Here is a 26,942-nt window from a genome sequence, read left to right on the forward strand (position 1 = left end):
CTCCACTTCTCTTCGGTCACTACGGGGTGCGGGCGATATGCGAATCCGTGAAGGGCGGCGGTGCCGCCCTTCACCTGACCGCCGGGTTGACGCGGGGGCCGCCGGTGGCGGAGCTGAGTCCCAGCCGCTGCGCGACCAGCGCCACCTCCGTCCGGTTGGAGCAGTCGAATTTCACCAGCAGGTTCGAGACGTGCCGTTTGACGCCGTGGATCGAGATGCCCATGGCGCGGGCGATCTGGTTGTTGCTCATTCCGCGCAGCAGCAGGGCGAGCGCCGTGTGCTCGCGCTCGGTCAGCCGGTCGGTCAGCTCGGCGCCGGCGCTTTGGGGGGAGGCCGCGGCCGGCGACACGGACGGTGACACGGACGGCGCGACCGGCAGGGTGGGCAGGTCGCCGCTGAGCAGGTGCGCGAAGGCGTCGGACAATCCGGCGACGTTGACCACGTCCCACAGCAGGCAGCCGTCGACACCGTGATCGCCGGCGACAGGGGACAGGTGGCGCGCCTCCTCGGTTCGCATCAGTGCCAGCACCCTGGTGCGGCCACAGGGCGTACCGGCGGCGGCCACCACCTGCGGCACCGTCGCGACCGGCAGCACCACCACGTCGAAATCCCCTCCGCCCAGCGCCTGGCCGGCCTCCGCCACGCTTCGGCCGACCGTCGCCCTGACCACGTGCGGTACCCGGCACAGCAGCAGCGGCAGCCCGTAGAAGGAGATCTCGTCCTCGGCCAGCCAGAAGACGGACAGGATCCGGCGGCGGCCGAAAAGAGGCGCGGCGATCCGCTCGCCCGCATCCATCGTTCTCGTGCTCATCGCATGATCCTTTCTGTCGTTGAGGTCATCGCCCGCGCGGGGCGAGGGTGGTGACGAAGTGCCGGTAGAACCGGTCGGCGTCGACCGACCGGGCACAGCGGACCGCGCGCCCGCCGGCACTTCGCACGATTCGTCCCTGGCTCGCGCTCCGGGTCACGACATCGCAGCGCACCGTCTCGAAGGTGCAGATGTCCTGGTCGGCGAGGTAGGAGGTGGTGAGGCTGTCCCAGCAGCAGTAGGGCAGCCCGGTGGTCTCCAGCGTGCCGAAGGTGAGCGCGAGCAGCGACCCGGCCAGGTCGCTCACGTGCTCGCCGTACGCACGGCCGAAGATCTCCACGAAGTCGGCGGTCACCGGCACCCGGTTGGTCACATCCAGCGGGAACATGGTGATCGGCACATCGGAGTCGAACACGCACTTGACGGCGTCGGGATCCCAGTAGACGTTCCACTCGCCGGTGCCGTCGTGGCCCGGCTGGTGGACGTTGCCCGCCACATCCAGGGCGCCGCCCATGAACACGATCTCCTCGATGCGTGCCGCGAGCCGAGGATGGTGCTTCAGGCACCAGGCGATGTTGGTCAGCGGGCCGGTGGCCAGCACGGTGACCGGTCCCGGCGCCTGCGCCAGCCAGGTGGCGAGCTGCTCGTGCGCCGGGGGCGCCTGAGCGGCGGGGACGGTGCGGCCGCGCTGGTTGAGCACGGGCAGCGCGTCCGCCCGCAGGGCGTCGATCCGCCAGGCGAGCGGAAAAGGGTTGCGGCCGGGCAGCACGCCCAGCGCCGTCGGTACGTCCCGGCCCACCAAGGCGAGGATCTTGCGGGTGGCCGACAGGCCGGGCGCGGGCAGGCAGTCGGCCGGGGTGACGGCGACACCGCGCAGATCGACGTTCTCGTAGCGGGTCAGCAGCAGCAGCGCCAGCAGGTCGTCGGGCGCGCCGTCGTGGTCGAACACGACGTGGCGGCGGCGCGCACCGGGGGCGGTGCCGGTCGCGGTGCCGGTTGTCGGGGGGTCAGTCACGGCGCCTCACCAGGTGGAAGGAGAAGTCGGTGCCGCGGTGGTAGTCCTGCGAGAACAGCAGGGGCCGCCCCGCGCTGTCGTGGTGGGTCTGGATGAGCAGCAGCCACGCGCCGCCGGCCTCGGCGCCGCCGATGCGCTCGGCCTGCGCCGAATCCAGGGTGACGGCACGGACCTGGGTGACCGCGTACGCGATCGTGTGACCGTGCTCGGTGAGGAGCTGAAACAGCGACCCGGACCAGTCGACCTCGTCCAGCGGGAGACGGACGAGCCGGCGCGGGAACAGGTCGATCGAGTAGAGCAGCGCGTCGTCCCGGTGCCGGCGCAGCCGCTCCAGGCGCACGATCGTCTCACCGGGCGCCAGCCGCAACACCTCGCGCTGGTGGCGGTCCGGCTCGACCGAGGCGACGTCCAAGACGGTGTCATCGGCGGTGAAACCGCGGCTGGCGAGCATCTCCGTCACGCCTTCGAGGCGGGTGAGCGGACGATCCAGGCTCGGCTGCGCGGTGAGGTAGCGGCCGTCACCGTGGCGCGCCTGGATGACGCCCTCCTGCTCCAGGAGCTTGAACGCCTCGCGGATGCTGGTGCGGCCCGCGTCGAAGAGGTTCATCAGCTCGTTCTCCGACGGCAGCTTGTCGCCCGGGCGCAGGCCCTGCTCGACGATGAGGAGGCGGAGCCGGTCGCGGATCCTGACGGCCAGGGTGTGCGGTCGTGGTGTCATGCGGATATCTCCTGCGCCGGTGGACCGTGGAGAGGGGCGAGACCGAGCTCTCCGGCGGACGGGTAACTGGGCACGCAGAAACGGCGCGTGACCGAGACTGCGGCCACCCTGCAGGCGAGTCGGACCCCGGCCGCCAGGCTCAGCCCGGCGCGCAGGGTGGCGGCCAGCGTACCGGTGAAGGCGTCGCCCGCTCCGGTCGTGTCGACAGCGTCCACGCGGGGTGCGTCGACCAGCATAGTGCCGTGATCGTCGCTCACCTCGGCCCCCCGCTCGCCCCGGGTGACGACCACGGCCCCTCCTTTGGTACGAAGGCCTAGAGACCGCGAGGAGTCCGCGGTGCGGCCACCGGTCAGCACGCTCAGTTCTGCCTCGTTGAGCACCACCACGTCGGCCCTGCTCAGCAGGTCCGCCCCGTCGGCCCCCAGGAACGCCTCGGCCGGGCTGGGGTTGACCAGGAGGCGCACTCCCGGCGAGACGGCCGCCGCGGCCGCGCACGAGGTGGCCACCGGGATCTCGCCCTGCAGGACGAGAACCGACCCGGCCGGCAGACGCGCGGCCGCCGCGGCCGCCCGCTCCGGGGCCAGAAGGCCGGCCGCCCCCGGCCAGGTCATCACGATCTGCCGCCCCTGGTCGTCGACGTAGACGAAGCTGCGCCCGGTGGCCACGCCCTTGGCGATCGCGCAGTCGCCCACCTCGACGCCGTCGGCCCGCAACGCCGCCAGCGCCGCCGAACGGTCGGCGTCCTCGCCCAGGCAGCCGGCGAAACGCGCGGGCGCGCCGAGCCTGGCCGCCGCGACCGCCACGTTCGCCGCCTTGCCGCCGTGCGCGGTGGCGTACTCGGCGGCGTTGACGCTCTCGCCGGCGGACGGCAGGCGGCCGCCGAACATGTAGAGGTCCAGGGTGTAGGCGCCGAGCGCGAGCACGGTCACCGGGGCACCGCCTTTCTCGGGGGCGCCGGTGCTTGGTGAGGGGAGCGGGCCAAAGGCGGGGTCATGCGCCCAGCCCCACCGCGCACGGGGCGATGCTGTCGGCGTCCACCGAGACGCGCACGTCGGGGTGCCGGTACGCCAGCGTGACCGGGAGCGACACCTCCGGTTCGGTCGTCAGCAGCAGCACGCGGACGATGTACCGCTTCCACGCGCCGCCGTCGGTGATGAGGTGCAGCCGCCGGGCGGAAAGGATCTCCGCCATGCCCAGCGTGATGGCCATCGGCGGGATGGGCTGGGTGTAGCCGCCGGTCAGCCGGTGCGAAAGGGCCACGAGCGTGTCGTCGAGCAGGGTGACGATCCGCGTGGTGGAGGCGGCGAACTCCTCGACGGTGTACCGGTGCCAGCGGCTCGAGGGCGGCTCGTTGAAGGCGAGGTGCCCCCGGTAGCCGAAGCCCGCGAAACACGTGTCGGCCCCGCCGACCTCGCGCAGGCGGGCGCCGTAGGCGTCGGGATCGAGGACGTCGGGGTAGACGACGTTGCCGGGGTGAGGGCGCAGCGCGGGGTCCAGCAGCTGGTAGAGGTTGCGGTCGCAGTAGCCGCGGAAGCTGAACGGGTGTGACGGCTCGACGGGGCGGCCCTGCCAGTCGAGGAACTCGTCCATGTGGAAGGCGTGCACCTCGGCCCAGCTGATGCGCTCCTGGTTGCAGATGCGCGCCAGCAGCGGATAATGCGCCTTGGGGCCCACGGGCAGGATCCAGCGGGTGGGCTCGCCACGCAGGTTGTTGTCGCGCAGCTCGTCGGCCATCTCACGGGCCAGCCGGTGGTAGAGGGCGCCTGTGTCGGGATACACGGTCACCGGGTGCCGCGCGATCGCCGTGAGCGTCGCGGTGGGCATACTCAGGTGCTCCTCGGTGAGCTCGCCGGAGGTGCGGGGATAGGGGTAGGCGTGCGCCTTTGTCCTGACGAAGGTCACGTCACTCCTTTGAAGGGTTTCGGGATAAGGAACCGGGACAGGACGTTTCGAGTGACGCGCCGGACGTCGCCGTCGCAGCAGGCGAGGCTGGCCACCCAGTTGACGGATCCGGTGGCGAAGACGGCGCCGCCCGCCCCGGTCAGGCGCAGCGTCATGTCGGCGCGGACGGCGTCCGCGCCGAGACGGGCCTCCTCCGGCGCGTTCTGGTAGTGGCCGCTGTGCCCGCCCGCGGACGTGGCGAGCAACAAGGTGCCCGGCGGGGTGCCGAGGCCGGGGTCGGCGCGGTCGATCTCGTCTCCGGCGGCGCCGCCGAGAGCGAGCCCGTGGCGGCCGATGACCGGATCGGAGATCCCGGCGAACACCCAGGCCGCCTCGGCACGGTAACCGTCGGGCAGGCGGGTGAAGCCGGGCGCCGGGCCCCAGCCCTGGGCGGTGAAGCCGACGCCCAGCAACTCCTGGGGCGCCAGGCCGCGCTCGCGCCACAGTCCGCCGGGCTCCCCGGTCGAGGTGAGGACGTCCTCTCCAGGCTCGTTGTCCCACCAGGCGCCGGTGTGGCCGCGGCGCACCTCGATCGCGTTCGGGTGGCGCGAATCGACGCCGGTCACCCAGTAGAAGCCGTTGCCGCCCAGGTACATGAGCCGTCCGCCGCCGGACACGTACGCCGCGACGGCCTCGCGCTCCGGTGCGCTGACGTACTCGGGGTGGCTGCCGGTCAGCACGACGCGGTAGCGCGCCAGCAGGGCGGCCCCGCCGGTGTGCACGTCCTCGTCGGCCAGGACGTCGAAGGCGAAGCCCTCGGCGTGCAGCCAGCGCAGCAGCAGCAGGTCGGCGGCGAAGTGCCGGGGCGCCCCGGTCATCCACCACCGGTAGTCCGGCGTGTGGTTGAGCACCGGGCGCCGACCGCAGGAGTGGTAGACGGGGCCGCCCTCGCGTCGCTGGTCGTACAGGGACAGGCCCAGGTCGCGGTGGGCGTTGAGGTGGACGTCGGTGTCCGACAGCTCGATGCGCCGGTCGGTCACGTGCGAGTAGTCGCCGAAGTACTCGGCCTCGCTGGACTGGCGGTGGTTGGCGTAGGCCAGGTAGGTGAACGTCGGCAGGACGACCGCGATCGGGCGCGCCGGGCCGGCCGGGGGGACGACGAGCGGGACAACGTGGCAGTCACCATGGGAGTCACCGCCGGCGCGCACTCGCACGCCGAGCACGGTCGAGCCGGCGTCGACGGGTACGGTCACCGAGCAGGTTCGCGGCCAGCGGGCGTCGTCCAGGTCTTCGGGGCTGAGCTGCAGGGCGGTGCGGGTGCCGTCCTCGCCGGGGCCGACGAGCCCGGCGAGCGGCCGGTTGACGGCGCGGGCGTGCCGGGCGTTTCCGCTGATGTCGAGGACGACGGGGCCGCCCGGATCGGCGGCCGGGTCCCACAGGGCGAGAAGGCCGGCGCCCAGGTGCCCGGCCAGGGCCGGGCCGCCGGTCAGGCCCGTCATGGTGTCGCAGTCGCCGGAGGTGAGCGCGTCGCCGGTCAGCAGGGGCAGCGCCAGGCGCCCGGCGTACGGGTCGCGGTGGCCGGAGCCCGCGCCGAAGCGCAGGGTCGCGGTCGCCGGCTCCAGCGGCAGGTCCGCCCGGTGCGCGGTGGCGTCGTCGCGCATCGCCCCTCGGACGGTGAGACGCAGCCGGGTGCCGGACGGCTCCGCCGTCCAGGCGGCCACCAGCAACGACCACGCCCCCTGCGGGAGGGCCGAACCCGCTCCCGCGCGCAGGACGCCGGATCCGGTCTCGATGACGGTCTCGGGACGTCCGGCCTCGTCCAGGGTGATCAGCAGCCGCCGGTCGCCGGTGTCCAGCTCCGCCACGACCTGCCGGGCGACGGCCCCGTGCGGGCGCAGCCACAGCGCGACGCTGCCCCGGGCGGGGGCCGGCACGCCGGTGGCCTCCAGGTGGGAGCCGGTCAGCAGGCGCCGCGGCTCGACGACGACCGGCATCGCCTGGCCGAGCACGGTCTGGCTCACCAGGTCGACCACCTCGACCCGCGCGGCTCCGGCGGGCCCGCTCGCGTGCACGTTCACGCGCTGTCCGGGGGAGGCGGACCAGCGGTCCAGGTAGGCCAGCATCCGGGGTCGCGGCACGTGTGTCATGGTCAGGCATCTCCCCGCCGGTAGGGCAGGCCGACGTAGGCGGGCATGCGCAGCCGCTGGGCGACCGTGGCCAGCACCAGCAGCGTGGTCAGGTACGGCGTGACGTAGATGAGCTGGGTGGGCACCGAGCCGGTGCTCTGGAAGAGCGCGAAGGCGGCCGCGCCGAGCAGGGCCGCGCCCGCCGCCAGGCGGGGCCGCCGTCGCGCGACGACGATCGCCGTCGCCCACGCCAGCATCGCGCCCAAAAGCAGCAGGGTGTGCACCGCGCTCGCCTGGCGCAGCTGCACGGCGTCGGCGTAGCCGAACAGCAGCGCCCCGCCCGCCGTGCCGACCGGCCGCCAGTTACCGAAGATCATTGCGGCGAGGCCGATGAAGCCGCGCCCGCCGGTCTGGCCCTCCTGGTAGAGGCCGGAGGAGACGGTGACGAGGTAGGCGCCGGACAGACCGGCCAGAGCGCCGGAGACCAGCACGCCGCAGTAGCGCATCCGCTGGACCGGCACGCCGAGCGAGTCGGCCGCGGCCGGGTGCTCCCCGGCCGAGCGCAGCCGCAGCCCGAACGCGGTGTGCCACAGGAGCACGACGCTGACCGGGACGAGCACGACGGCGGCCACGGTGAGCCACGACACCTCGTGCAGCAGCCCTCGCAGCAGGCCGGCGGCGTCCGCGAGGAGGAAGACGCCGCCGCGTTCCAGGTCGCCCAGCAGGTCGCCGCCGCCCGCGCCGCCCGCCAGCAGCGGCACGCTCACGGTGCCGACCTCGCCCGTGACGGGGGGCGACTGGGTGGCCCCGGCGCCGGGCAGGCCGGCGAACACGACGACGCACAGAAAACGCGCCACCCCCGCCGCCAGGATGTTGACGGCGATGCCGCACACCACCTGGTCGACGCCGAAGGTGACGGTGACGACGGCGTGCAGCAGTCCGGCGGCGGCGCCGCCCAGCACTCCGGCCACCACCCCGGCCCAGACGCCGTGGAAGTGGCCCGCCCACGCCCCGCACACCGTCCCGATGATCATCATGCCCTCGATGCCGAGGTTGGCGACGCCCGCGCGTTCGCTCCACAGTCCGCTCAGGGCGGCCAGCCCGATCGGCACCGCGAGGCGCAGTGCGGCGCCGACCATGCCGGAGTCGGTGAGCGCCTCGCCGGTGAGGGCGCGGACGCCCGCCACCGCGAGCAGCACGAGCAGGACGATCAGCAGCGGCCGCCGCGTCAGCGCGTTCACGAGACCCCGCCCGGCGCCGGGGCCGGGGTGGCCTCGGGCTCGGTGCGTTCCCGCACCAGCCGTGCGGCGCGCCGGCGTTCGGCACGACGCACCACCTCGTGCGCGACCACGACACTGATCACGATGACGCCCTGCATGATCGTGACGATCTCCTTGGGCACGCCCTCGATGTCGAGGATGAGCGCCGAGCGCTCCAGGAAGCCGAAGAGCAGGGCGGCGAGCGCGATGCCGAGCGGGCTGTTGCGGCCGAGCAGGGCCACCGCGATGCCGGTGAAGCCCGCCCCGGCGGGAAAGTCCAGGCCGAAGTGGTAGGCGGTGCCCAGCAGGTGGGGCAGCCCGGCCAGTCCGGCGATCGCGCCCGAGACGAGCATCGTCACGATGATCATGCGGCGGGGGTCGACGCCGTGGACGCGGGTCGCCGCGGCGTTCAGCCCGCTCATCCGCAGGTCGTGCCCGAACAGCGTCCGGGTGAGCAGCAGGTGCAGGGCCACCCCCAGGAGCGCGGCACCGAGCACGGCCCCGCCCAGGCTCGCACCGCCCGGGAGCGTTACCCCGGCCGCGGCGAGCAGGCCGTTCAGCTCGGGCAGGCGGGCCGAGGGCGGCAGGTCCGCGGTCGACCCCGTCGTGCTGCCGGCGGCGAACACCTCGGCCAGCAGGTACGCCACGACCCCGGTGGCGACATAGTTCAGCAGCAGCGTCGACAACACCTCCGACACACCGCGCCAGACCTTGAGCAGCGCGGCGAGCGCGGCCCACGCGGCCCCGGCGAGCATGGCGACCGCGCACATGACGGCCACGTGCAGGGGCGCCGGCAGGTCCAGGTGCGCGCCGGTGGCCGCGGCCAGCAGCGCGGCGAGGCGGTACTGGCCCTCCACGCCGATGTTGAACAGGTTCATGCGGAACGTGACGGCCACCGCGAGGCCCGCGAGGAAGTAGACGACCGAGCGGTTCACGGCCGAGACGAGCGAGTCCGGCCGCGCGCCGAACTCCAGCATCGTCACATATGTCCTGCCCGGCGACGCGCCCGCCGCGGTCAGCAGTGCCGTGGCCACGACGAGGGCCAGCAGCAGCGCGAGCGCCGGCGCGGCGAGCACGCGCGGCACCTTCCCGGCCCGGGTGATGATCGCGTTCATCCGGTGCCCGTCATCAGCCGGACCAGGCGCGGCCGGGTGAGTTCCGCGACCGGCAGGGCGGGCGTCAGCCGGCCGCGCAACATCACCTGTACGCGGTCGCTCAGGCCGAGCACCTCGTCGAGGTCGGCGCTGACCAGCAGGACGGCCAGGCCGGCGTCGCGGGCCTCGCGCAGCAGATCCCAGATGACGGCCTGGGCGCCGACGTCCACGCCGAGGGTGGGGTGGGCGGCGAGCAGCACCTGGGGACGGCCGCGCAGCACCCGGCCGACGACGAGTTTTTGCTGGTTGCCGCCCGACAGCGCGGCGGCGGGGACGTCGGGGGAGGGTGCGCCGACGCCGAGGCGGGCGCCGATCTGCCCGGCGGCCTCCCGGGCGGCCGCGCGGTCCAGGCGCCACCGGCTGCGGCGGCGCAGGTCCTCGCTGCCCAGCATGACGTTCTCCCACAGCGTGGCGGGCAGCGCCAGCGCGTGGCGGTGGCGGTCCTCGGGGATGCACGCCAGTCCCAGGCGGCGGCGCCCGCGCACGCCCAGCCGGGTGACGTCACGGTCGCCGAGGCGCACGGTGCCGGCCGTGATCTGGCGGGTGCCCACCAGCGCGTCGATCAGCTCGGACTGCCCGTTGCCCTGGACGCCGGCGATGCCCAGGATCTCGCCCTCGGCCAGCTCCAGGGTGGCCGCCTGGACGGCGTCGGTGCGCACGCCGTCCAGACGCAGCACGACGGGGCCCTTTTCCGTGCGCCCGCCGCGGACGGTGGGCGGCAGGTCGCCGCCGGCGATGAGCCGGGTGAGGACGCCCGGGTCGGCGTCGCCGGCGGCGAACTCGCCCACCGCGGTTCCGGCGCGGATGACGGTGATGTGATCGGAGACGCTGAGCACCTCGTCGAGCTTGTGCGAGATGAACAGCACGGCCAGGCCCTGGGCGCGCAGTTCGGCGAGGCTGGTGAACAGGCGCCCCACCTCGCCGGGCGCCAGCACCGTGGTGGGCTCGTCAAGGATGAGGAGGCGCGCGCCCCGGTACAGGGCCTTGAGGATCTCCACCCGCTGCCGTTCGCCCAGGCCCAGGTGCTCGATCCGGGCGCCGGGGTCAACGGCCAGGCCGTAGCGCTCGCCGAGGTCGCGCAGCGCGCGGGCGCTCGTGCGGCGGTCGAGCAGCCCGCGGCGCGAGGTCTCGGCGCCCAGGATCACGTTCTCCAGCACGGTCAGGTTCTCGGCGAGCAGGAAGTGCTGGTGCACCATGCCGATGCCGGCCGCGATGGCGTCGGCGGGCGACCGGAACCGCACGGGGACACCGTCGAGCAGCAGGTCGCCGGAGTCGGGGCGCTCCTCGCCGTACAGGACGCGCATGAGGGTCGACTTGCCGGCGCCGTTCTCGCCGACCACGGCGTGCACCTGGCCCGGCCGCACCAGGAGGTTCATGTCGCGGTTGGCGGTGACGCCGGGGTAGCGCTTGGTGATGCGGCGAAGCTCGACGAGCGGCACCCCCGGGGAGGTCGTCGAAGGCCGCCTCACGGGGTGACCGGCACGTCGATCTCGCCGGCGATGATCCGCTTTCTGATCTCGTCCAGCCGGGGGCGGATGTCGGCGAGGTCGGAGCCGGTGGTGGCGTAGCCGACACCGTCCTCGTCCAGGCCGAACTCGCGCAGCCCGTAGACCGCCTTGCCCGCCGCCTGCTCCTCGATGACGCGCCGCACCGCGACGTCGATCTGCTTGGTGGCGCTGGTGAGGATCACCTCCGACAGGTCGGGGGCGACGGTGCGGCGCTGGTCGACGTCGACGCCGATGGCCCACTTGTGTGCCGCCTTGGCCGCCTGGAAGACGCCGAGCCCTGAGGCGCCGGCCGCGTGGTAGACGATGTCGGCGCCGCCGTCGTACATGCCGCGGGCGGCCTCCCGCGCCTTGTCGGGGGAGGAGAATCCGCTGAAGTCGGGCGGCTGCGTCATGAAGACGCTCGACAGCCGGATCTTCGGGTCGATCGCGCGGGCGCCGGCCGCGTACCCGGCCAGGAACTTCTCCTGGGGCGGCGTCTGCACGCCGCCGACGAAACCGATCCGCCCGGTGGCGGACTTCAGCGCCGCCGCGGCCCCGACCAGGTAGCTGGCCTGCTCCTCGCGGAACACCACGTTGGTGACGTTGGGCAGCTTCACCGTCGCGTCGTCGATGATGACGAAGTGCGTTCCCGGGTAGGCGGGCGCGACCTTCGTGAGCGGCTGGGCGTAGAAGAAGCCGACGGCCAGGACGGGGTTGTGGCCCGTCTCGGCGAGGAGGCGCAGGATCTCCTCCAGGTCGGAGCCGGCCGCGTTCGGGCTCAGCTCCTTGACCTCGATGCCCAACGAGGCCTTGGCCTGATCGACGCCCGCCCCTGCGGAGTCGTTGAAGGACTTGTCGCCGCGCCCGCCTCGGCTGTAGGCGACCCCCACACGCAGACCGGCGGCACCTGCAGCCGAGGCGGCCTCGTTCGCCCCCGCGTTCTGGGCGGTGCCCTGCGAGCCTCCGCAGGCGACGAGGGCGAACAGGAAGCAAAGGGCGATTGACGACCGGGTGAACAGGCGGGACACAAGTACCTCCCAAACCGGGGCTTTGACCAGAATGAGTACTCATCAGACAAGTGTCAATGCTTCTCTGATAACTGCTCCAGCCATACGGCGACGCCGTCCTCGTCGTTGGACGCGGTCATCTCATGGGCCGCGGCGAGCACCGCCGGATGGGCGTTGGCGACCGCGACCGCCGTCCCCGACCAGGTCAGCATCGGCAGGTCGTTGGGCATGTCGCCAAAGGCGATCACCCCCGCGCGGCCGAAGCCGAGCCGGTCGGCCATCGCCTCCAGGGCGGCCGCCTTCGTCACTCCGGCGCGGGTCACCTCGCAGAACACGTCCGCCGACACGGTGACCTCGCACCCGGGCAGCAGCGTGCCCACGCTCTCGTAGTATCCGCGGGCCGCCCCCTCCAGCTGGACCACGATCTTGCCGACGCCGTGCCAGTCGATCGCCTCCTCCAGCCTCGCCACCCGGCGGGCGTCGCGGGCCAGCGCGGGGGCCAGCTCGAAGGCGTCCTCCAGCAACAGCTCCAGATGACACTCGGCGCCCAGCCGGATGCCGGGAAAGCGGTCGCGCAGCGCCGTCAGCGCCCTCACCACGTCCGCCTCGGCGAACGGGTGGTGATCGACCACCTCGTCCCGGGCGAAGTCGTAGACGACGGAGCCGTTGCCGCAGACCGCGCTGTTCGCGTCGGCTGCGTCGCCTGCGTTGCCTGCGTTGCCTGCGTTGCCTGCGTTGCCTGCGTTGCCGGTGTCGTTGAGGGCCGCGGCCACGTGCCGGGTGTCTCGGACCGGTCGCGCCGTCGCGATGACGAACACATGCCCGGCCGCCCGGACGCGGCGCACGGCCGCCCGGGTGCGCTCGGACAGCTCGCCGCGCGAGTCGAGCAGCGTGCCGTCCAGGTCACAGACGATCATTCGGCGTTCCACGGGCGGCACGCTGCTCACGGCCGGCACGGCTCCCGCGACGAAGACCGCTGCCGATGGGTCACGACCCGGCCGACCGCGGACACCACGACGTCGGCCGCGCCCGCGGCCAGGATGGCGTCGATGGTCTCGGCCACGCCACGCCGTGCCGCCAGCCCCTGCACCACCACCGCCCCCTCCTCGGACAGGTCACCGACGCGCCATGAGCGCGGCGGCAGCGCGGGCGCGACGCGCGGCAACTCGCGCGCCGACGTGCGCACCGTCAGCAGCACGTGCGCCGCCCCCGCCCGCACCGAGGCCAGCAGCAGCGCCACCTTCTCGATCCGGGCGCGTTTGCCGGCGTCCCGCCACGCGTGCGGCCCGGCGATGAGCCGCGGCGCGCAGGTGCGCACCGTGTCGAGGACCCGCAGGCCCGGCGCGAGGGACGCGCCCGGTTCGAGCACCTCGATGACGGCGTCCGCGAGCTCGGGGATCTTGGCCTGGCTGGCGCCGTAGGAGTGCACCACCTCGGCCGCCGACCCCCGGCCGCGCAGATAGCGCCGGCCGATGCCGGGGAACTCGGTGGCCACCCGGGCGCCGGGGGACAGGCCCGCGGGCCCCTCGGCCGGTACGGCCAGCACCATGCGCCACGGACGGCCCGCCGCCACCGCCTCGACGACCTCGACCTTGGCGCCGGTCTCCTCGATCCAGTCGGTGCCGGTGACGCCGACGTCGAAGGCTCCGTCCTGCAGGACCAGCGGGATCTCCCGCGGCTTGAAGAAGACGACCTGGATCGGGCCGCCGTACTCGATGCTCGCCCGATAGCTGCGTCCAGACGTCCGGCGCACGCCGAGCCCGGCCGCGGTGAACAGGTCCAGGACCGGCCGCTCCAGAGCGGACCCCTTGGGCAGCGCGAGCGAGATCATGTGATCAGCGTCTCCAGGTAGGCGGGGTGTTGCCGGCGGGGGAGCGCATGGCGAGGGCGCGCAGAGCCAGATCGACCATGCCGGTCTCCTCGCCGCCGGCGGCCAGGACGCGCAGCCGCGCCGCGTCCAGCCAGCCGGCCTCGACGAATTTGTCGTGTTCGACGCGGGGCCGTTCCAGGTCTCCGGTGACGGTGGCGAGCACGTCGATCTCGCGCCGCCGGGTGCCGTCGCCGCCCTCCCAGTCGAACACCTTGACCAGGTCGCCGACCCGCTCAAGATGCCAGCCGGTCTCCTCGGCGATCTCGCGGGCGAGCGCCGCGCACAGCGTCTCGCCGGCCTCCACGTGCCCGCCGACGATGTCCCAGCAGCCGGGGAACAGCCGCACATGCGGGGCGCGGCGCTGCAGGAACACCTCGCCGCGCGGGTTGACCAGGACGGCTCCCACCACACAGCGCACGCCCTCGGCCGAGGCCCGCCGCTGGATCGTGTCGAACTCCCGCGGGTGCGGCGCGCAGCGCTCCGGCGGCGGGCTGCTCATGCCGTCTCCTGGTGGGCGTAGTAGGTGGCGTACAAGGCGGCGAACGGCCCGTCACGGCGCAGCAGCTCGTCGAAGGAGCCGTCCTCGACGATCCTGCCCTCGTCCAGGACGAGGATCCGGTCGGCCCGCCGGATGGTCGACAGCCGGTGCGCGATGACCAGGACGGTCCGGCCGGCGAACAGCCGCGCCAGCGCGTTCTGGATGTCCCTCTCGGTGAGGGGGTCGACACTGGCGGTCGGCTCGTCCAGGAGCACGATGTCGGGCTCGCGCACGAACATCCGCGCCACGGCGATGAGCTGCCGCTGCCCGACCGACACCCCCCGGCCGCCGTCGGCGAGCCGCTCGTGCGGCGCCATCGGCATGCTGCGCCTCCACACCCGGCGCCCGATCCGGTCGACGGCGCGCTCGACGTCGGCCGGACCGGCTCCGGGACGGCCGTAGGCGATGTTCTCCGCCAGCGTGCCGGCGAACACGAACGGGTGCTGCGGGACGACGCCGACGCGCCGCCGGTAGGCCGTCAGGTCCAGGGCGCGGACGTCGCGGCCGTCGACGAGCAGCTCGCCGCCCTGGAAGTCGTACGCACGGGCGATGATCTTGACGAGGGTGGACTTGCCGCCCCCGGTGCGCCCGACGATCGCCACCGTCTCGCGCGCGGCGATCCGCAGGTCCAGCCCGTCGAAGACGGGGCCGCCGGAGCCGTAGCCGAAACGCAGGCCGCGCGCCTCGATCTCACCGTTCAGGCGCGACACCGGCTCGCTCCCTCCCCGCACGACCGATCCCCGCTCGTCGATCAGCGCGAACACCCGTTCCGCGGCGGCCAGCCCCTGCTGGAACAGGCTCCAGAACGCCGCCGCCTGGGTGACCGGCTGCCACAGCATGCCGAGCGCCTGCAGCGCGAAGTACCACTCGCCGGGCGAGAGCCGGCCGAGCATCGCGAAACGCCCGCCCTGGTAGAGCACGACGGCCGTCGCCAGTCCCGCCAGCAGGGTCAGCACCGGCAGGATGACCGCGTAGATGAGCCCCTGGCGCACGTACACCCGGTACGACAGCCGGTTGACGTCGTCGAAGTCGTCGTAGACGGTCTGTTCGCGGCCGAAGCTCTTGGCGACGGCGATGCCCATCATCGACTCGTGGACGTTGGCGTTGACCTTCGCCATCACCCGCCGGGTGGCGGCCGCCGCCGTGCGGGCGATCCGGCGGAAGGCCAGCGCCGCCCCCAGCAGGAACGGCAACGCGGCCACGATGATCAGACCCAGGCCCGGGTCGGTCCAGAACACCACGCCGCCGAGCAGCAGGACCAGCAGCGACTGGCTGAGCAGGTTCAAGGTGAGGGTCATCACCGAGCCGAAGCCCTCGGTGTCGCCGGTGACCCGGCTGAGCACCCGCCCGACGGAGTTGTCGTCGTGGAAGACGACGTCCTTGTCCAGCGCGGCGTCGGCGGCCTCGCACTGCAGCCGGTAGACCACGTCGCCGACCAGCCGGGCGGTGACGGCCTGGCGCGCCCAGTTCATCGCCCACGCCAGCACCGCGGCGGCGACGACGAACAGGCCCAGCCACAGGCCCAGCCCCGCCCCGCCGCCGACCTCGTCGATCAGCCGCGCGATGACGACGGGCACCGAGGCGGTCAGCAGGGCCGACCCCACGACAAGGACCGCGCAGCCCAGCATCGTGCCGCGCCGGGCGCGCAGATAGGCCAGGATACGCACCAGGAGCCGGCGGTTGCCGTACACGCGGTCGTAGGTGTCGGCGTGCAGGCCCGCGAACAGGTCAGTCACTGTAGGTCTCCCGGTAGAGCGCGCAGCGTGCCATCAGCTCGTCGTGCCCGCCGAGGTCGACGACGCGCCCGGCGTCCAGCAGCACGATGAGGTCCGCGCGCCGGATCTGGCCCGGACGGTGCGAGACCAGCACGGTGGTGCGGCCGGCGGTCGCCCGCTCGATCGCCTCGGTGATGGTCGCCTCCGTACGCGCGTCGATCGCGCTCGTCGCGTCGTCCAGGGTGAGGACACGCGGGTCGGTGAGCAGCGCCCGGGCGATGGCCAGCCTTTGCCGCTGACCACCGGACAGCGTCGTGCCGCCCTCGTTCAGGACGGTGGCGTAGCCGTGCTCCATCTCCTGGACGAAGTCGTCGGCGCAGGCCAGTTTGGCGACGCGCTTGACGTCCTCTTCCGCGGCCCCCGCGGGTGCGCCGAAGGCGACGTTGTCCAGCACGCTCTTGGAGAACAGGAAGATCTCCTGGTCCACGTGGCCGATCTGACGGCGCAGCGCGCCCGGCTCCCAGTCGCGTACGTCCCGGCCGTCGATCAGCACCCGCCCCTCGTCGGCGTCGTACATGCGCGCGACGAGTTTCAGCAGCATGCTCTTGCCGCTGCCGGTGGGGCCGACGACGGCGAGCGTGCGCCCGGCGGGCAGGTGGAAGGACACCTCGCTCAGGACGTCCTTGCCGTCGTGGCGCAGGGTCACCCGGTCGAAGGTGATCGCACCCTCGACGGCCGTCGTGACGCCGGTGGTCTCCTCGAGGTCGCCGGGCCCGTCGATGATCTGCCGCATCCGGGCGGCGGCGGCCAGCCCCTCCTGGACGACCGGCACGGCCTGCTCCGACAACGTGACCGGCTGCGCCAGCGCCACCAGCCAGCCCAGGTAGGTGACGACCTGCGCGAGCGCCAGCTCGCCCTGGCCGTACAGGTACAGGGAGTGCAGGGCGCCGACGGCCATCGCGACGGCGAAGCTGAGCGCGGGCAGGTAGACGGCCTGCGCCCGGCCGCGCCGCACGAAGGCGTCCCGGTAGGCGGCGGCGGCCCGCCGGAACGCGAGCCGCTCGTGCTCCTCCTGGGTGGCCGCCTTCACGGTGGCGATGCCGGTCAACGTGGTGGAGAAACGCTCGTTCAGGTCGGCGAACGTCTCCCGGATGCGCATCGTCAGCGGTTGCAGCCGCCGCAGGTGCCGGCGCAGCGCGACCGCGAACACCACGACCAGCGCGCCGGGGGCGAGCAGGAGCTGGGGATTCAGCGAGGCGATGAACACGATCGGCACCACCAGGGCGAGCAGCGCGTTGAACGCGGTGGACACCCCTGGGCTGAACATGTAGTCGACGAGCCGCGCGTCGTTGATGGCGCGGGCCAGGATGTCGCCGATGCGCTGCTGGTCGTGAAAGGACATGCGCTTGGCCAGCAGACTGCGGTACAGCTCGTCGCGCACGTCGCGTTTGACCCGCTGGGCGAGAACCTCCATCGAGCCGTGCGAGAGCAGGTCGGCGGCGAACCGGCCGGCCGCCAGCAGCGCGGTGGCGACCGCCGCGGCGGCCAGCACGCCGGGGTCGGCACGCTCGCCGGTCGCCTCGGCGAACGCCGTGCCGATCTGGACCGGCACCAGCGTCGTGCACACGTTCGCCGCCACCGCCGCCACGGTGAACACCACCAGCAGCGGCCGGTGCACGCGCAGCCGGGTGGCGATCCACCCGAGCACGGCCGGCGACGCGACCTGCCGTGCTCGCCCGGCCCGGCCCGCCGGTCGCGTCCGGTCCATGGCCCCCTCCCTGGTCAACGGCTCACCTACACCGAGGCGCGGGCCGCGTCCGGCAGGTGTCCCAGGCCGTTCTTACCGTCCCGGTCGATCTCCTCCATCACCTGGTCGGCCAGCACGGAGGCGGCGAGCGCGTCGGCGATCGACGGCGTGTCACCCGCACGGGGGGCGTCGTTCCCGCAGGATGCCACGAACGCCTCCAGTTCCGGCCCGAAGCCGCTCCGGTCCCAGCCGTGATCGAGGTTCTTCGTGCCGTACAGCTCCTGGCCCAGCGGCAGGCCGTCGGCCAGATCGAGGGTCACCCGCTCCAGGGACGGCGCGCTGTAGCGGCTGCCGTCCATCCCCTGCACCATGACGCCCACCAGGAACCGCTTGACGTGGTTGCCCATCCGCAACGTCGACAGGGACCCGTCGCGGTGCCGGAGGAACACGTTCACCTGGAAGCGGTCGTCCTCACCCGGGATGACGTGCGCGTTCACCTGGACGACGGGGGAGGGGGTGAACCAGCGGGCCAGGTCAAGGGCGTGCACCCCGTTGTGCCGGATCCACGCCTCCAGCGTGGTGTCCACCCCCCACTGCGGGGCCGAGGGATGGCGGCTGTAGAAGTCGATCGTCACCGAGCACGAGGTCGCCCGGGCGTCGCGGCTCAGTTCGTGCAGCCGCCGCAGCGTCTCGGCGTAGCGGAAGTTGAAGCCCACCTGGACGTTGCGGCCGCTGCGGTCCACGACGTGGTGCAGATCCTGCAACGCGGGCGTCGAGGGCCCGGCGGGCTTCTCCACGAAGCAGTCGACGCCGCCCTCCACCAGCCGGCGGGTCAGCCGGTACGACGGCTCGGGCGGCACCGCGATGACGGCCGCGTCCACGGTGTCCAGGTCGAGCGCCTCGATCGAGTCGGCGCAGAGCGCGGCCCCGGACTCCTGCTGCAGTTCCTTGGCCAAGGACAGGTCGGGGTCGACGCAGGCCACGATCCGGTGACCGCGCACGCGCTGGAGGAACGGCAGGAGATTCTGGCTCATCTGCCGGCCGCAGCCGACCAGGGCGAGGCGCGGGAGGTCAGTCACGGCCGGCCTCCACGCTCGTGCTCCACCGCTCGAAGGCTCGGCGCGCCCGGCCGCGCAGCTCATCGGGGTCGATCTGCCGGTGTGCCAGGCTGACGAACGACGGGTGCCCTTCGAGGAGCAGGATGCCGGCGCCGGTGAGCGCGGCGAGCAGCGCCTCACGCCGCACCTTGTCACCCAGCAGCGCTTCATCGTGGTAGACCAGCTCGAACATCCCGCCGCCGAGAACGGGGCGGGCACCGACCAGGGCCGCCACACCGGCGTCCTCGGCCGCTGCGGTCAGGACGGCCGCCACCCGTGTGCCGATCCGGCCGATCTCGGCCCAGCCGTCCGGCGCGTCACCGATGGGCTTGTCCAAGATGTCGCGGGTCGCCAGCGCCGCGTACACGGCGATCATCTCCTTGGAGAACGTACCGCTGAGCCGGGCCCGTTCGGCGTCGGCCAGCAGTTCGGCCTCACCCACCACCAGGCTCAGCGGCGCCCCGTTGGCCAGCGCCTTGCCGATCACGATGAGGTCCGAGCCGATGGCGTGGTCGTGGTCGTAGCCGAGCGGCGAGATACGGCCACCGGTCTTGGTCTCGTCGAAGACGGTGAGCAGACCGGCGTCCCGGCACATCGCGACGGCCTGCCGCAGCACCTCGGGGGTGGTGAACGAGGCCAGGTAGGCGTCGAAGACGAAACAGCCCAGCCGGTCCCGGTAGCGCTCCAGGATCTCCGCCAGCGACTCCAGCCGCAAGTCCACCCAGTTCACCGCGGGCTCGCTCTCGCCGATGCCGCGCATCGCCTCGGTGTAGCGCGGTTTCCCGCGCAGCGGCGAGTGCAGCGGCTCGTGCCACTTCAGGGAGTTGGCGATCTGCGCGTCATGCCAGCCGATGTAACCGCTGCGCAGCACTCCCAGCCGGCCGTTGCGCATCGCGGCCAGCCGCAGGGTCGCGGTGACGGCCTCGGAGGCGGTTTTGAAGAACGCGCCGCGGTCCCCGGTCCGCTCGCCGAGCAGCCGTTCCAAGTACTCCGCGTGGAAGGTCGTGTAGCCCGGCATCATCACGCCGTTACCGAGATAGCCGCACAGAATTTCATTGAAGAGTTCGTCCGAGTGGCCGATTATCACCGGCCCGTATCCCATGACGAAGTCGATGTACGTCATCCCGTTCGCATCCGAAACCTCACCGCCCTGCCCCTGCGTGAACAGGAGTTGGCGTCCTTCGGACCGAAACTTACGAGTGATCTTCGAGTGAGCTATTCGCTCGTTTTTCGACAAGATCTTCCTCCTCTCCGGAAACCGTGAATAAGATCGAGAGCTTAATTTCCGAGACCGTAGCGGCGGCCTGCGAGCAGGGTCAAGTGAACCTTCTTCTAGGTTTACAACGCCTGGATAAGGGTGCGACGGTCGAAGCGGTGGGTCGAGCCGAACTCCGATATGGAGGCGATGTGGACCACGGATCGAGTCGGCGAATTCCGATCTCCGAAATACCCGGAACGGTACAGCCGGATATCGTCGGGCGCAGTAAACGGCTGTGGCGACTGCCCGAGGGCCGATGTCTGGTGCAGATAGTCCCCAGCCTGCGCAGTTTCACATACCAGCGCGACGAAATGGTGGAGCGTACCGGGCCGTTACGGCTGGCTTTTTATGAAAAAGCTGCGGCCCGGATCGAGGCGGCGGGGGTGGCGTGCGCGTTCCGTGAGCGGGTCGGCCCCGACTCCTACCTCGCCGACTACTGCCCGGCCCCGCCCTTCGAGGTCATCGTGAAGAACCGGGCCACCGGGTCGACCACCCGCAAGTACCCCGGCCTGTTCGAGGACGGTGCGCCACTGCCGCGCCCGGTCGTGAAGTTCGACTACCGAATCGACCCCGAGGACCAGCCGATCGGCGAGGACTACCTGCGCGTCCTCGGACTGCCCGTCGAGGAGATGCGCGAGCGCGCCCTGGCCGTCAACGAGACACTGCGCTCCTGGCTGCACCCCGTGGACCTCTGGGACATGTGCCTCATCTTCGGCGTCACCGCCGAAGGCGGCCTCACCGTCATCTCCGAGATCTCACAGGACTGCATGCGCCTGCGGCACGAGGACGGGTCCCCGCTGGACAAGGACCTGTTCCGTGACGGCGTCGACGCCGACGAGATCGTCAACCAGTGGAGTCGCATCCTCGATGTCATCAGATGACGGCCGGGTGGCGCTGATCACCGGTACCAACCGGGGCAGCGGCCGGGCCATCGCCGAGGAGTTGCGCGGGCGCGGGTTTCGCGTCTTCTCCCTGAACCGCTCCCTCGCCGGCGCGGACTGGCTCGGCGAACGGCGCTGCGACGTGTCGCGGCCCGCGGAGATCAGATGGGCCGTCGCCGACGTCCTGGCCGCGACCGGACGGCTGGACGTCTGCGTGTCCAACGCCGTCGACCGGGTCCTGGACCCGATCGCCGACCTGCGCGAGGCCGACTGGGAACGCCTGGTGGCGATCAACCTCAGCGCCTGCTTCCACCTCGTTCAGGCCGCGCTGCCGGCGCTGCGAGCCAGCCGCGGCGTCTTCGTCGCGATGGGCAGCCACGCGGGCACCCGCTACTTCGAGGGCGGGGCCGCCTACAGCGCCACCAAGGCCGGCCTGAAGGCGCTGGTGGAGACGCTGCTGCTGGAGGAGCGGCGCAACGGCGTACGCGCCTGTCTCGTCTCGCCCGGCGCCATCGCCAACCTCGACGGCGACACCGACCCCTACAAGATGAGCACCCGCTCGATCGCCCGCTGCGTCGGCAGCATCGTCGACTCCTGGCCCACCGACCTCGTCGTCGGTGAGATCGAGGTGCGCCCCGCCGACCTGGCGACGCCGCCGATCACCGGTATCGACCGGCTGTTACACATCTGACGCGCGGAGGAGGAAGCATGATCTCGCTCGCTCTGCCGACGGGATCCCTGGAACGGCGGGCGCTGGAACTCTTCGCGGCCGCCGGTCTCGACGTACGACGGCCCTTTGAGCGCTCCTACCGGGGCACCATCGAGTACGCGGGCACCGCGCAGGTCGCCTTCTACAAGCCGCGCGAGATCCCGCTCGTCGTCCAGAACGGCTCGTTCGACGTGGGGCTCACCGGCGCGGACTGGGTCGAGGAGACCGGCGCCGAGGTCGAGGTGGTCGAGTCGTTCGACTACTCCCGCAACACCGAGAGGCCATGGCGGCTCGTCCTCGCCGTGCCCGCCGACCACCCGGCGACCAGCGTGGCCGACCTCGCCGACGGTGTCCGCGTCGCCACCGAGTACCCCAACATCGGCCGCCGCTTCTTCCAGGACGCCGGACGGCGCGCCGAGGTGGTCGTCTCCTACGGCGCCACCGAGGCCAAGATCCCCGAGTTGGCCGACGTGATGGTCGACGTCGTGGAGACGGGACACTCCCTGCGGCAGAACAACCTGCGCGTCATCGAGACGATCCGCACCTGCGGCGCCCAGCTCATCGCCAACCCCGCCGCCTACGCCGACGAGAGGCGACGCGCCGTCATCGGGAAGGTCGCCCGGCTGCTGCGCGGCGCCTGGGTCGGCCCGGCGAACGTGCTGCTCACCGTCCGCGCCCCCGCCGAGTGTCTGCCGCAGGTCACCTCGGCCATGCCGGGGCGCTCGTGGCGGGCCGGCGCGGAGCTGGGCGACGAGAACATGGTCGTCCTGCAGGGCGTGCTGCCGAGCCGGGACGTGCCCGAGACGATCGACGTCCTGCTGTCGGCCGGCGCCGTCACCGTCACCGAGACCGGAATCGGTATCCTCGCCACGAACGCGACGCGGCCATGACGCCGGCCCGCGCCGCGTCGCCGTACAGGCCGCGCCGAGTTGACCGGCACACGAGGGCACGACGAGCATTGAGCCGCCGCGACGTCGTGTGAAGGAGAGAGTGTGAAGTCTGAGCCGGCCCCGGACGCGCCCGTGCAGCCCGGGCGGCGCTCGACGTGGGCGACCATCGGCGTCGTCTACCTCGGCGGCGTCGTCGCCGCGATGAGCCTGGGCAAGTTCGCCCCCGTCGGGCCGGCGGTGACCGGCCAGCTGTCGCTGTCGTTGTCCCAGCTGGGCTGGGTCATCTCGGCGGTCGTCGGCGTCGGCGCAGCCTTCGGCCTGCCCGGCGGCTACCTGATGCGCCGCGTCGGCGCGCGGGGGGCGCTGGTGTACGGCCTTGCCCTGATCGCCGTGGCGGGCGCGGCGAGCGTCCTGGCCGGCGACTTCGCCTGGCTGCTCGTCGCCCGCGTCGCCGAGGGCTTCGGCTACCTGATGGTCACCATCGCCGGGCCGGTGCTCGTCCTGCGCCTGGCCGACGAACGCGACCGCAGCGCCGCCCTGTCGGTCTGGGCCACGTTCGTGTCCGTGGGCCTGTTCGCCAGCACGCTCGTCGGCGGCGCGGCCGGCGACGCCTTCGGCTGGCGCGGCTGGATCGGCCTGCTCGCCGCTCTCACCCTTCTCATGGCGGTGGTCCTGCAACTGCGGCTGCCCCGCACCGGGGCGGGTCCGCGAGCCGCCGCCGGGCCCGTCCCCCGGTTGCGTGCGCTGCGATGGCCGGGCGTGCTGGCCTTCTCGTTCTGCCTGACCGCGCTGGTGACCATACCGGTGATCGTGCTGCTTCCCACGCTCCTCATCGAGCAGCACGACAACTCGGCCGCCGCCGCCGGCGCGAGCACCTCGGTGATCTCGCTGCTCAGCGCGGTCGGCGGGCTGCTCGTCGGCATGCTGCTGCGTCGCGGCACCCGGGTCGGCGTCCTCGCGCTGTTCGGCCTGCTCGCCGTGCCCGCCGCCTGGCTCGTCTACGGCGGCGGCCCGCTCGCCGGCGTGCTCGCGGGCGCCGGGACGCTCTCGCTCGCCAACGGGTTCCTCGCCGCCCTCGTCTTCGCCGCCCTGCCACTGATCCTGGAGCGGCTCGACCACGCCGACGTCGGCAGCGGCCTGGTCGCCCAGGCGGGCAGCCTCGGCTCGCTGCTCGGCCCGCCGATGTTCGGCGAGGTCGCGGCCGCCTTCGGCTTCGCGGCGCTCGCGCCGGTCATCGCCGTCGGGCTCGTCGCCGCCGTCGCCGCACTGCTGCTGGCCGGCGGCCGCGCCGCGGGGCGTCAACGGTGGGTGGCCGGAGCAGGGGAGAAAGGCGTCGCGGGCTGAAGGTCGATCGTCAGGAACGCCGGGCGGGTGGTCTGGAAGGCTGCCACAGGTCGAGCCTGTGCACCTGGTCCGTCACGGCTGTCAGGAGGGCGCTGAGTGCGGGAGCGGGGGGCGTGTCTCGGGTGGCGGCGACCAGGCGGCGTTTGAGGGTGGTTTCTGCGATGTCCCTGAACGCGAGCGCGGGGTCGTCGCCGGGCAGGGTCAGGGCCGGCAGCAGGGCGACGGCCGCCGCGGCGCGGACGAGTTCGAGTTGGACGTCGGCGTCGTTGGAGCGGTGGCGCAGGTCCGGTTCGTAGCCACCAAGGGTGCGGCAGGTCCCGATGACCATGGCGTGGTGGCCGGTGCCTTCGGCGGAGGCGGTCCAGATGTCGGATCGCAGGCCGGTGACCGGGACGGGTCCGCCGGTCCTGGCGAGTGGGTGCGCGGCCGGGAGCACGATTTTCAGCGGCTCTTCGAGCAGGGGCGTGAAGCGCAGGCCGGCCGGGCGCGGGCGGGGGTGGCTGTCGTACTCGTCGCCGATGACGAGGTCGACCGTGCCGAGGCGCAGGCCCGGCAGGGACTGTTCGAGTTCCAGCTCGAAGATCTCCACACGGACTCGCGGGTGGTCGGCCTTCATACGGGCCAGTGCCGGGATGAGGAGACGGCGGGCGGCCGACTGCAGGCCGCCGGCGCGGACGGTGCCCCGGATGTCGCCGCCGAGGCCGGCCAGGTCCGCTTCCGCCGCCTCGGCGGCCGACAACAGCACCCGTGCGTGCTGAACGAGCAGCTGTCCGGCGTCGGTGAGCCGCACACCCCGACCGGCTTTGTCGAGCAGCCGGGCACCGACCTCCTTCTCCAGCAGGGCGAGCTGCTGGGAGACCGTGGACGGGCTGTAGCCCAGAGCCGCCGCGACCGCGGCCAGGGTGCCGCGCTCCTCGAACTCCCGCAGGAAGCGCAACCGCCGAAGATCCAGCTCGATCATGCGAGAATCCTAACGATTCACCTCCAGAAATCATCGCTGGACCCAATGAGTCGGGACCTCGATCCTGGTACGCATGGGTGCAGCACTATGTCTTCTGTCCGCGGCCTGCTTCGGCGCGATGGCGATTTTCGGCAAACTCGCCTACGACGCCGGCGTCTCGCCCGAGGCGCTGCTGCTGGTGCGCTTCACCCTCGCCGCCGTCCTGCTCGGGATCGTCGTGCTGGTGCGACCGGGACTGCGCCGCGCCGCCTCCGGTCCTCCCCAGCAGGGGGCGACCGGCCGGCCGGCGATGACGCGCGGCCGAGTGCTCGCCATCGCCGTCGGCCTGGGCGCCATCGGGTACGCCACGCAGGCGAGCCTGTTCTTCTCCGCGCTGCGGCTGATGGACGCCTCGCTGCTGGCCCTGATCCTCTACACCTACCCGGTCATGGTCACCGTGACGGCGGTGCTGCTCGGCCGTGACCGGCTCACCCTCGCGCGCGCAGCCGCGCTGGCGGCCGCCTCGGGCGGAACACTGCTGGTCCTGCTCGGCGCCGGCGGCATGAGCTTCCACCCGCTCGGGGCGCTGCTCGCCTTCGCCTCCGCGGTCACGTACACCGTCTACATCCTCGTCGCCGACACCGTTGTGCACCGGCTGGCGCCCGTGGTGCTGTCCGCGCTGGTGATGACCGGCGCGGCCGGCACCCTCGCCGCCCGTACCCTGCTCACCGGCGGCGTCGACCTCGGCTTCGGGGTGTCGGGATGGTTCTGGCTCGCCGCCATCGCCGTGGTCTCCACCGTCGTGGCGATGCTGACCTTCTTCGCCGGGCTCAAGCGCATCGGCCCGTCGGCCGCCGCCATCCTGTCCACCTTCGAGCCCGTGGTCACCGCCGCACTGGCCGCGCTCGTCCTCGGCGAGTCCCTGACCCCGGTGCAGCTCGCGGGTGGCGCGCTTGTGCTGTCCTGCGTCGTCGTCCTGCAACTCCGACGCCAGGACCGGGGCCCGCGCCCGGCGCCCGACCGGCCCGAGCCGGAAAACCGCCAGGGCTTGGATTCCGCACGAGAGGACCGCACCGAGCCGGTCGGCCTGGCGCCGTGAAGCGTGACCTCATGGGTTCACGGCGCTGAATCCTCGTCGGCAGGTGGCGGCTGGGCCGGGACGGGGCGGCGCGAAAAATCGCCACTCGCATCCCGGCCCCTTCAGGCGAGGATGCGGACCGGATTCTCGATCAGGGACAGGAATTCGCCCATCCAACGGGCCGCGACCGTGCCGTCGATCGGGCGATGGTCGATCGAGAGCACGAAACGGATCGTGGCTCCGGGGACGACCACGTCGTTCTCCACGACGGGCTCGGTGCGGACGGCACCGACCGACAGGATCGAGGAGTGCGGCGGGTTGATGATCGCGGTGAACTCCTCGGTGCCGTACATGCCCAGGTTGGTGACGGCGACGGTGCCGCCTTCCAGGTCACCCTGGCGCAGGCGGCCGGTACGGGCGCTGTCGGCGTGGCGGCGGGTGGTCTCCGCGACCACGCTGATCGGCATGGTGTCGACCGCGCGGAGCACCGGGGTCACCAGGCCGGTGTCGGTGGCCACGGCGACCGCCACGTCCACCTGGGTGAAGCGGCGGACGGCCTCCGGGGTCCAGATCACGTTCATCTCGGGGACGAGCCTGTGGGCACGGGCGACCGCCTTGACCACCAGGTCGTTGACCGAGATCTTGGGTGATCCCGGCTGGTTGAGCTGCGCCCGGACGGCCAGCAGCCCTTCGGCGCGGGCGGTTCCCCTGACGTAGAAGTGCGGCGTGGTCTGCTTGCTCTCCACCAGGCGGGTGGCGATGGCGCGGCGGATCCTGCTGTGCGGGATGTCCTCGTGGTCCCCGGCCGCCGGAGCCGCGACAGGCGCGGGGGCGGGGGTGGGGGTGGGGGTGGGCTCGCTCGCGCGGGCCAGTGCCTCCTCGACGTCTCGCCGCAGGATCCGGCCGGCCGGTCCGGTTCCGGGAATCCGGTCGATCGCCAGACCGCCCTGGCGGGCCAGCCGTCGGGCGAGCGGGCTGGCGTAGACCCGCTGCGGCGTGCCCGGTTCCTCGGGTACGGGATGCCCGTTCACGGCGGTGGGCTGCGCCGGGGAGGCGTCCGGTTCTGCGGCGGATTTCGTGTCGGACTCTGTGGTGGGCTCTGCGGTGGGTTTGGTGACGCCGAGTCCGGCGAGGAGGTCCTCGATGTTCTCCGGCGGTTCCCCGGGCGCGCCGAGCAGGGCGATGGGCGTGCCGACGTCGACCTCGGTCCCGGCGGGGACGAGTCGCTTGAGCAGGACGCCGTCGCTCTCCGCCTCGATCTCGATGGACGCTTTCGCCGTCTCGATGACGACGATGGCGGTGCTGACGGAGTAGGGGGAGTTCTCGGCGATCGGCCATTCCGACACGACGGCGCTGGTTGCACCGGCCGCCGGTTCTGGCATGCGAAGAAGAGTGGCCATTGGTCCTGGTCCCTGGTTCG

The 26,942-nt window shown here is 72.6% G+C and carries 24 protein-coding genes; 5 read left to right on the forward strand and 19 right to left on the reverse strand.

The features are described from left to right. Positions 1-70: 70 nt before the first annotated feature. The 17 genes from AB0B96_RS31250 to AB0B96_RS31330 form a co-directional block, all read right to left on the reverse strand. Entirely contained in the window at positions 71-811 is a 741-nt protein-coding gene (locus AB0B96_RS31250; protein WP_362904448.1) for a LuxR C-terminal-related transcriptional regulator, read from the reverse strand. A gap of 25 nt (positions 812-836) precedes the next feature. Beyond that, entirely contained in the window at positions 837-1,823 is a 987-nt protein-coding gene (locus tag AB0B96_RS31255; protein ID WP_362904450.1) for a nucleoside hydrolase, read from the reverse strand. Beyond that, positions 1,816-2,541, reverse strand: a complete 726-nt coding sequence (locus AB0B96_RS31260; RefSeq protein WP_350949620.1) for a GntR family transcriptional regulator — start codon at positions 2,539-2,541, stop codon at positions 1,816-1,818. The genes AB0B96_RS31255 and AB0B96_RS31260 overlap by 8 nt, the downstream gene beginning before the upstream one ends. Continuing rightward, positions 2,538-3,470 (reverse strand): PfkB family carbohydrate kinase, encoded by a 933-nt coding sequence (locus AB0B96_RS31265; RefSeq protein ID WP_362904453.1) that lies wholly within the window; start codon positions 3,468-3,470, stop codon positions 2,538-2,540. Before AB0B96_RS31265 ends, AB0B96_RS31260 begins: the two co-directional genes overlap by 4 nt. A 61-nt stretch (positions 3,471-3,531) precedes the next feature. Beyond that, entirely contained in the window at positions 3,532-4,443 is a 912-nt protein-coding gene (locus AB0B96_RS31270; RefSeq protein ID WP_362904455.1) for a hypothetical protein, read from the reverse strand. Beyond that, positions 4,440-6,560, reverse strand: a complete 2,121-nt coding sequence (locus AB0B96_RS31275; protein WP_362904457.1) for a N,N-dimethylformamidase beta subunit family domain-containing protein — start codon at positions 6,558-6,560, stop codon at positions 4,440-4,442. The genes AB0B96_RS31270 and AB0B96_RS31275 overlap by 4 nt, the downstream gene beginning before the upstream one ends. An 11-nt stretch (positions 6,561-6,571) precedes the next feature. Beyond that, positions 6,572-7,789, reverse strand: coding sequence for an ABC transporter permease (locus AB0B96_RS31280; protein WP_362904459.1), 1,218 nt, complete (start codon positions 7,787-7,789; stop codon positions 6,572-6,574). Beyond that, a complete protein-coding gene (locus AB0B96_RS31285) occupies positions 7,786-8,922 on the reverse strand; it encodes an ABC transporter permease (protein ID WP_362904461.1) in 1,137 nt (378 codons plus the stop codon). The genes AB0B96_RS31280 and AB0B96_RS31285 overlap by 4 nt, the downstream gene beginning before the upstream one ends. Then, on the reverse strand, positions 8,919-10,430 hold the full coding sequence (locus tag AB0B96_RS31290) for an ABC transporter ATP-binding protein (protein WP_362904463.1): 1,512 nt from the start codon (positions 10,428-10,430) through the stop codon (positions 8,919-8,921). Before AB0B96_RS31290 ends, AB0B96_RS31285 begins: the two co-directional genes overlap by 4 nt. Next, positions 10,427-11,476: a BMP family ABC transporter substrate-binding protein gene (locus AB0B96_RS31295; RefSeq protein ID WP_362904465.1), complete on the reverse strand. Its 1,050-nt coding sequence runs from the start codon at positions 11,474-11,476 to the stop codon at positions 10,427-10,429. Before AB0B96_RS31295 ends, AB0B96_RS31290 begins: the two co-directional genes overlap by 4 nt. Positions 11,477-11,529: 53 nt before the next feature. Then, positions 11,530-12,384, reverse strand: a complete 855-nt coding sequence (locus AB0B96_RS31300; RefSeq protein WP_362904467.1) for an HAD family hydrolase — start codon at positions 12,382-12,384, stop codon at positions 11,530-11,532. 14 nt (positions 12,385-12,398) lie between these two features. Then, positions 12,399-13,286, reverse strand: coding sequence for an ATP phosphoribosyltransferase (hisG, locus tag AB0B96_RS31305; RefSeq protein ID WP_362904469.1), 888 nt, complete (start codon positions 13,284-13,286; stop codon positions 12,399-12,401). Positions 13,287-13,290: 4 nt separating this feature from the next. Next, complete coding sequence (locus AB0B96_RS31310) at positions 13,291-13,824, reverse strand: NUDIX domain-containing protein (RefSeq protein WP_350949630.1); 534 nt, start codon at positions 13,822-13,824, stop codon at positions 13,291-13,293. Then, complete coding sequence (locus tag AB0B96_RS31315; RefSeq protein ID WP_362904472.1) at positions 13,821-15,599, reverse strand: ABC transporter ATP-binding protein; 1,779 nt, start codon at positions 15,597-15,599, stop codon at positions 13,821-13,823. Before AB0B96_RS31315 ends, AB0B96_RS31310 begins: the two co-directional genes overlap by 4 nt. Continuing rightward, the gene (locus tag AB0B96_RS31320) at positions 15,592-17,346 is read right to left on the reverse strand and encodes an ABC transporter ATP-binding protein (RefSeq protein WP_362904474.1); all 1,755 of its coding nucleotides are present in this window, start codon (positions 17,344-17,346) and stop codon (positions 15,592-15,594) included. Before AB0B96_RS31320 ends, AB0B96_RS31315 begins: the two co-directional genes overlap by 8 nt. Before the next feature lie 26 nt (positions 17,347-17,372). Continuing rightward, positions 17,373-18,404: a Gfo/Idh/MocA family oxidoreductase gene (locus AB0B96_RS31325; protein WP_362904476.1), complete on the reverse strand. Its 1,032-nt coding sequence runs from the start codon at positions 18,402-18,404 to the stop codon at positions 17,373-17,375. Next, positions 18,397-19,659 (reverse strand): aminotransferase class III-fold pyridoxal phosphate-dependent enzyme, encoded by a 1,263-nt coding sequence (locus AB0B96_RS31330; protein ID WP_362904478.1) that lies wholly within the window; start codon positions 19,657-19,659, stop codon positions 18,397-18,399. The genes AB0B96_RS31325 and AB0B96_RS31330 overlap by 8 nt, the downstream gene beginning before the upstream one ends. Positions 19,660-19,829: 170 nt before the next feature. Between AB0B96_RS31330 and AB0B96_RS31335 the strand changes: the two genes are divergently transcribed. The 4 genes from AB0B96_RS31335 to AB0B96_RS31350 all read left to right on the forward strand — a co-directional run bounded on the left by AB0B96_RS31335 (position 19,830) and on the right by AB0B96_RS31350 (position 23,504). Next, positions 19,830-20,561 (forward strand): phosphoribosylaminoimidazolesuccinocarboxamide synthase, encoded by a 732-nt coding sequence (locus AB0B96_RS31335; RefSeq protein ID WP_362904480.1) that lies wholly within the window; start codon positions 19,830-19,832, stop codon positions 20,559-20,561. Then, the gene (locus AB0B96_RS31340; protein WP_362904482.1) at positions 20,548-21,252 is read left to right on the forward strand and encodes an SDR family NAD(P)-dependent oxidoreductase; all 705 of its coding nucleotides are present in this window, start codon (positions 20,548-20,550) and stop codon (positions 21,250-21,252) included. Before AB0B96_RS31335 ends, AB0B96_RS31340 begins: the two co-directional genes overlap by 14 nt. A gap of 17 nt (positions 21,253-21,269) precedes the next feature. After that, positions 21,270-22,160, forward strand: a complete 891-nt coding sequence (gene hisG / locus AB0B96_RS31345) for an ATP phosphoribosyltransferase (RefSeq protein WP_362904484.1) — start codon at positions 21,270-21,272, stop codon at positions 22,158-22,160. A 102-nt stretch (positions 22,161-22,262) separates the two neighbouring features. Beyond that, positions 22,263-23,504, forward strand: a complete 1,242-nt coding sequence (locus AB0B96_RS31350; RefSeq protein ID WP_362904486.1) for an MFS transporter — start codon at positions 22,263-22,265, stop codon at positions 23,502-23,504. 10 nt (positions 23,505-23,514) lie between these two features. Here the strand turns inward: AB0B96_RS31350 and AB0B96_RS31355 are convergent, their stop codons facing one another. Then, positions 23,515-24,465, reverse strand: coding sequence for a LysR substrate-binding domain-containing protein (locus AB0B96_RS31355; protein ID WP_362904487.1), 951 nt, complete (start codon positions 24,463-24,465; stop codon positions 23,515-23,517). Between the two features lie 73 nt (positions 24,466-24,538). On the opposite strand from AB0B96_RS31355, the gene AB0B96_RS31360 reads away from it, so the two are divergent. After that, complete coding sequence (locus tag AB0B96_RS31360; protein WP_362904489.1) at positions 24,539-25,543, forward strand: DMT family transporter; 1,005 nt, start codon at positions 24,539-24,541, stop codon at positions 25,541-25,543. A gap of 101 nt (positions 25,544-25,644) precedes the next feature. Here AB0B96_RS31360 and AB0B96_RS31365 read toward each other — a convergent pair whose 3' ends face one another. After that, on the reverse strand, positions 25,645-26,904 hold the full coding sequence (locus tag AB0B96_RS31365) for a dihydrolipoamide acetyltransferase family protein (protein WP_362904491.1): 1,260 nt from the start codon (positions 26,902-26,904) through the stop codon (positions 25,645-25,647). Between the last annotated feature and the right edge of the window lie 38 nt (positions 26,905-26,942).

The organism is Streptosporangium sp. NPDC049046 (assembly GCF_040649155.1).
In the GTDB taxonomy this organism is placed as follows: Bacteria; Actinomycetota; Actinomycetes; order Streptosporangiales; family Streptosporangiaceae; genus Streptosporangium.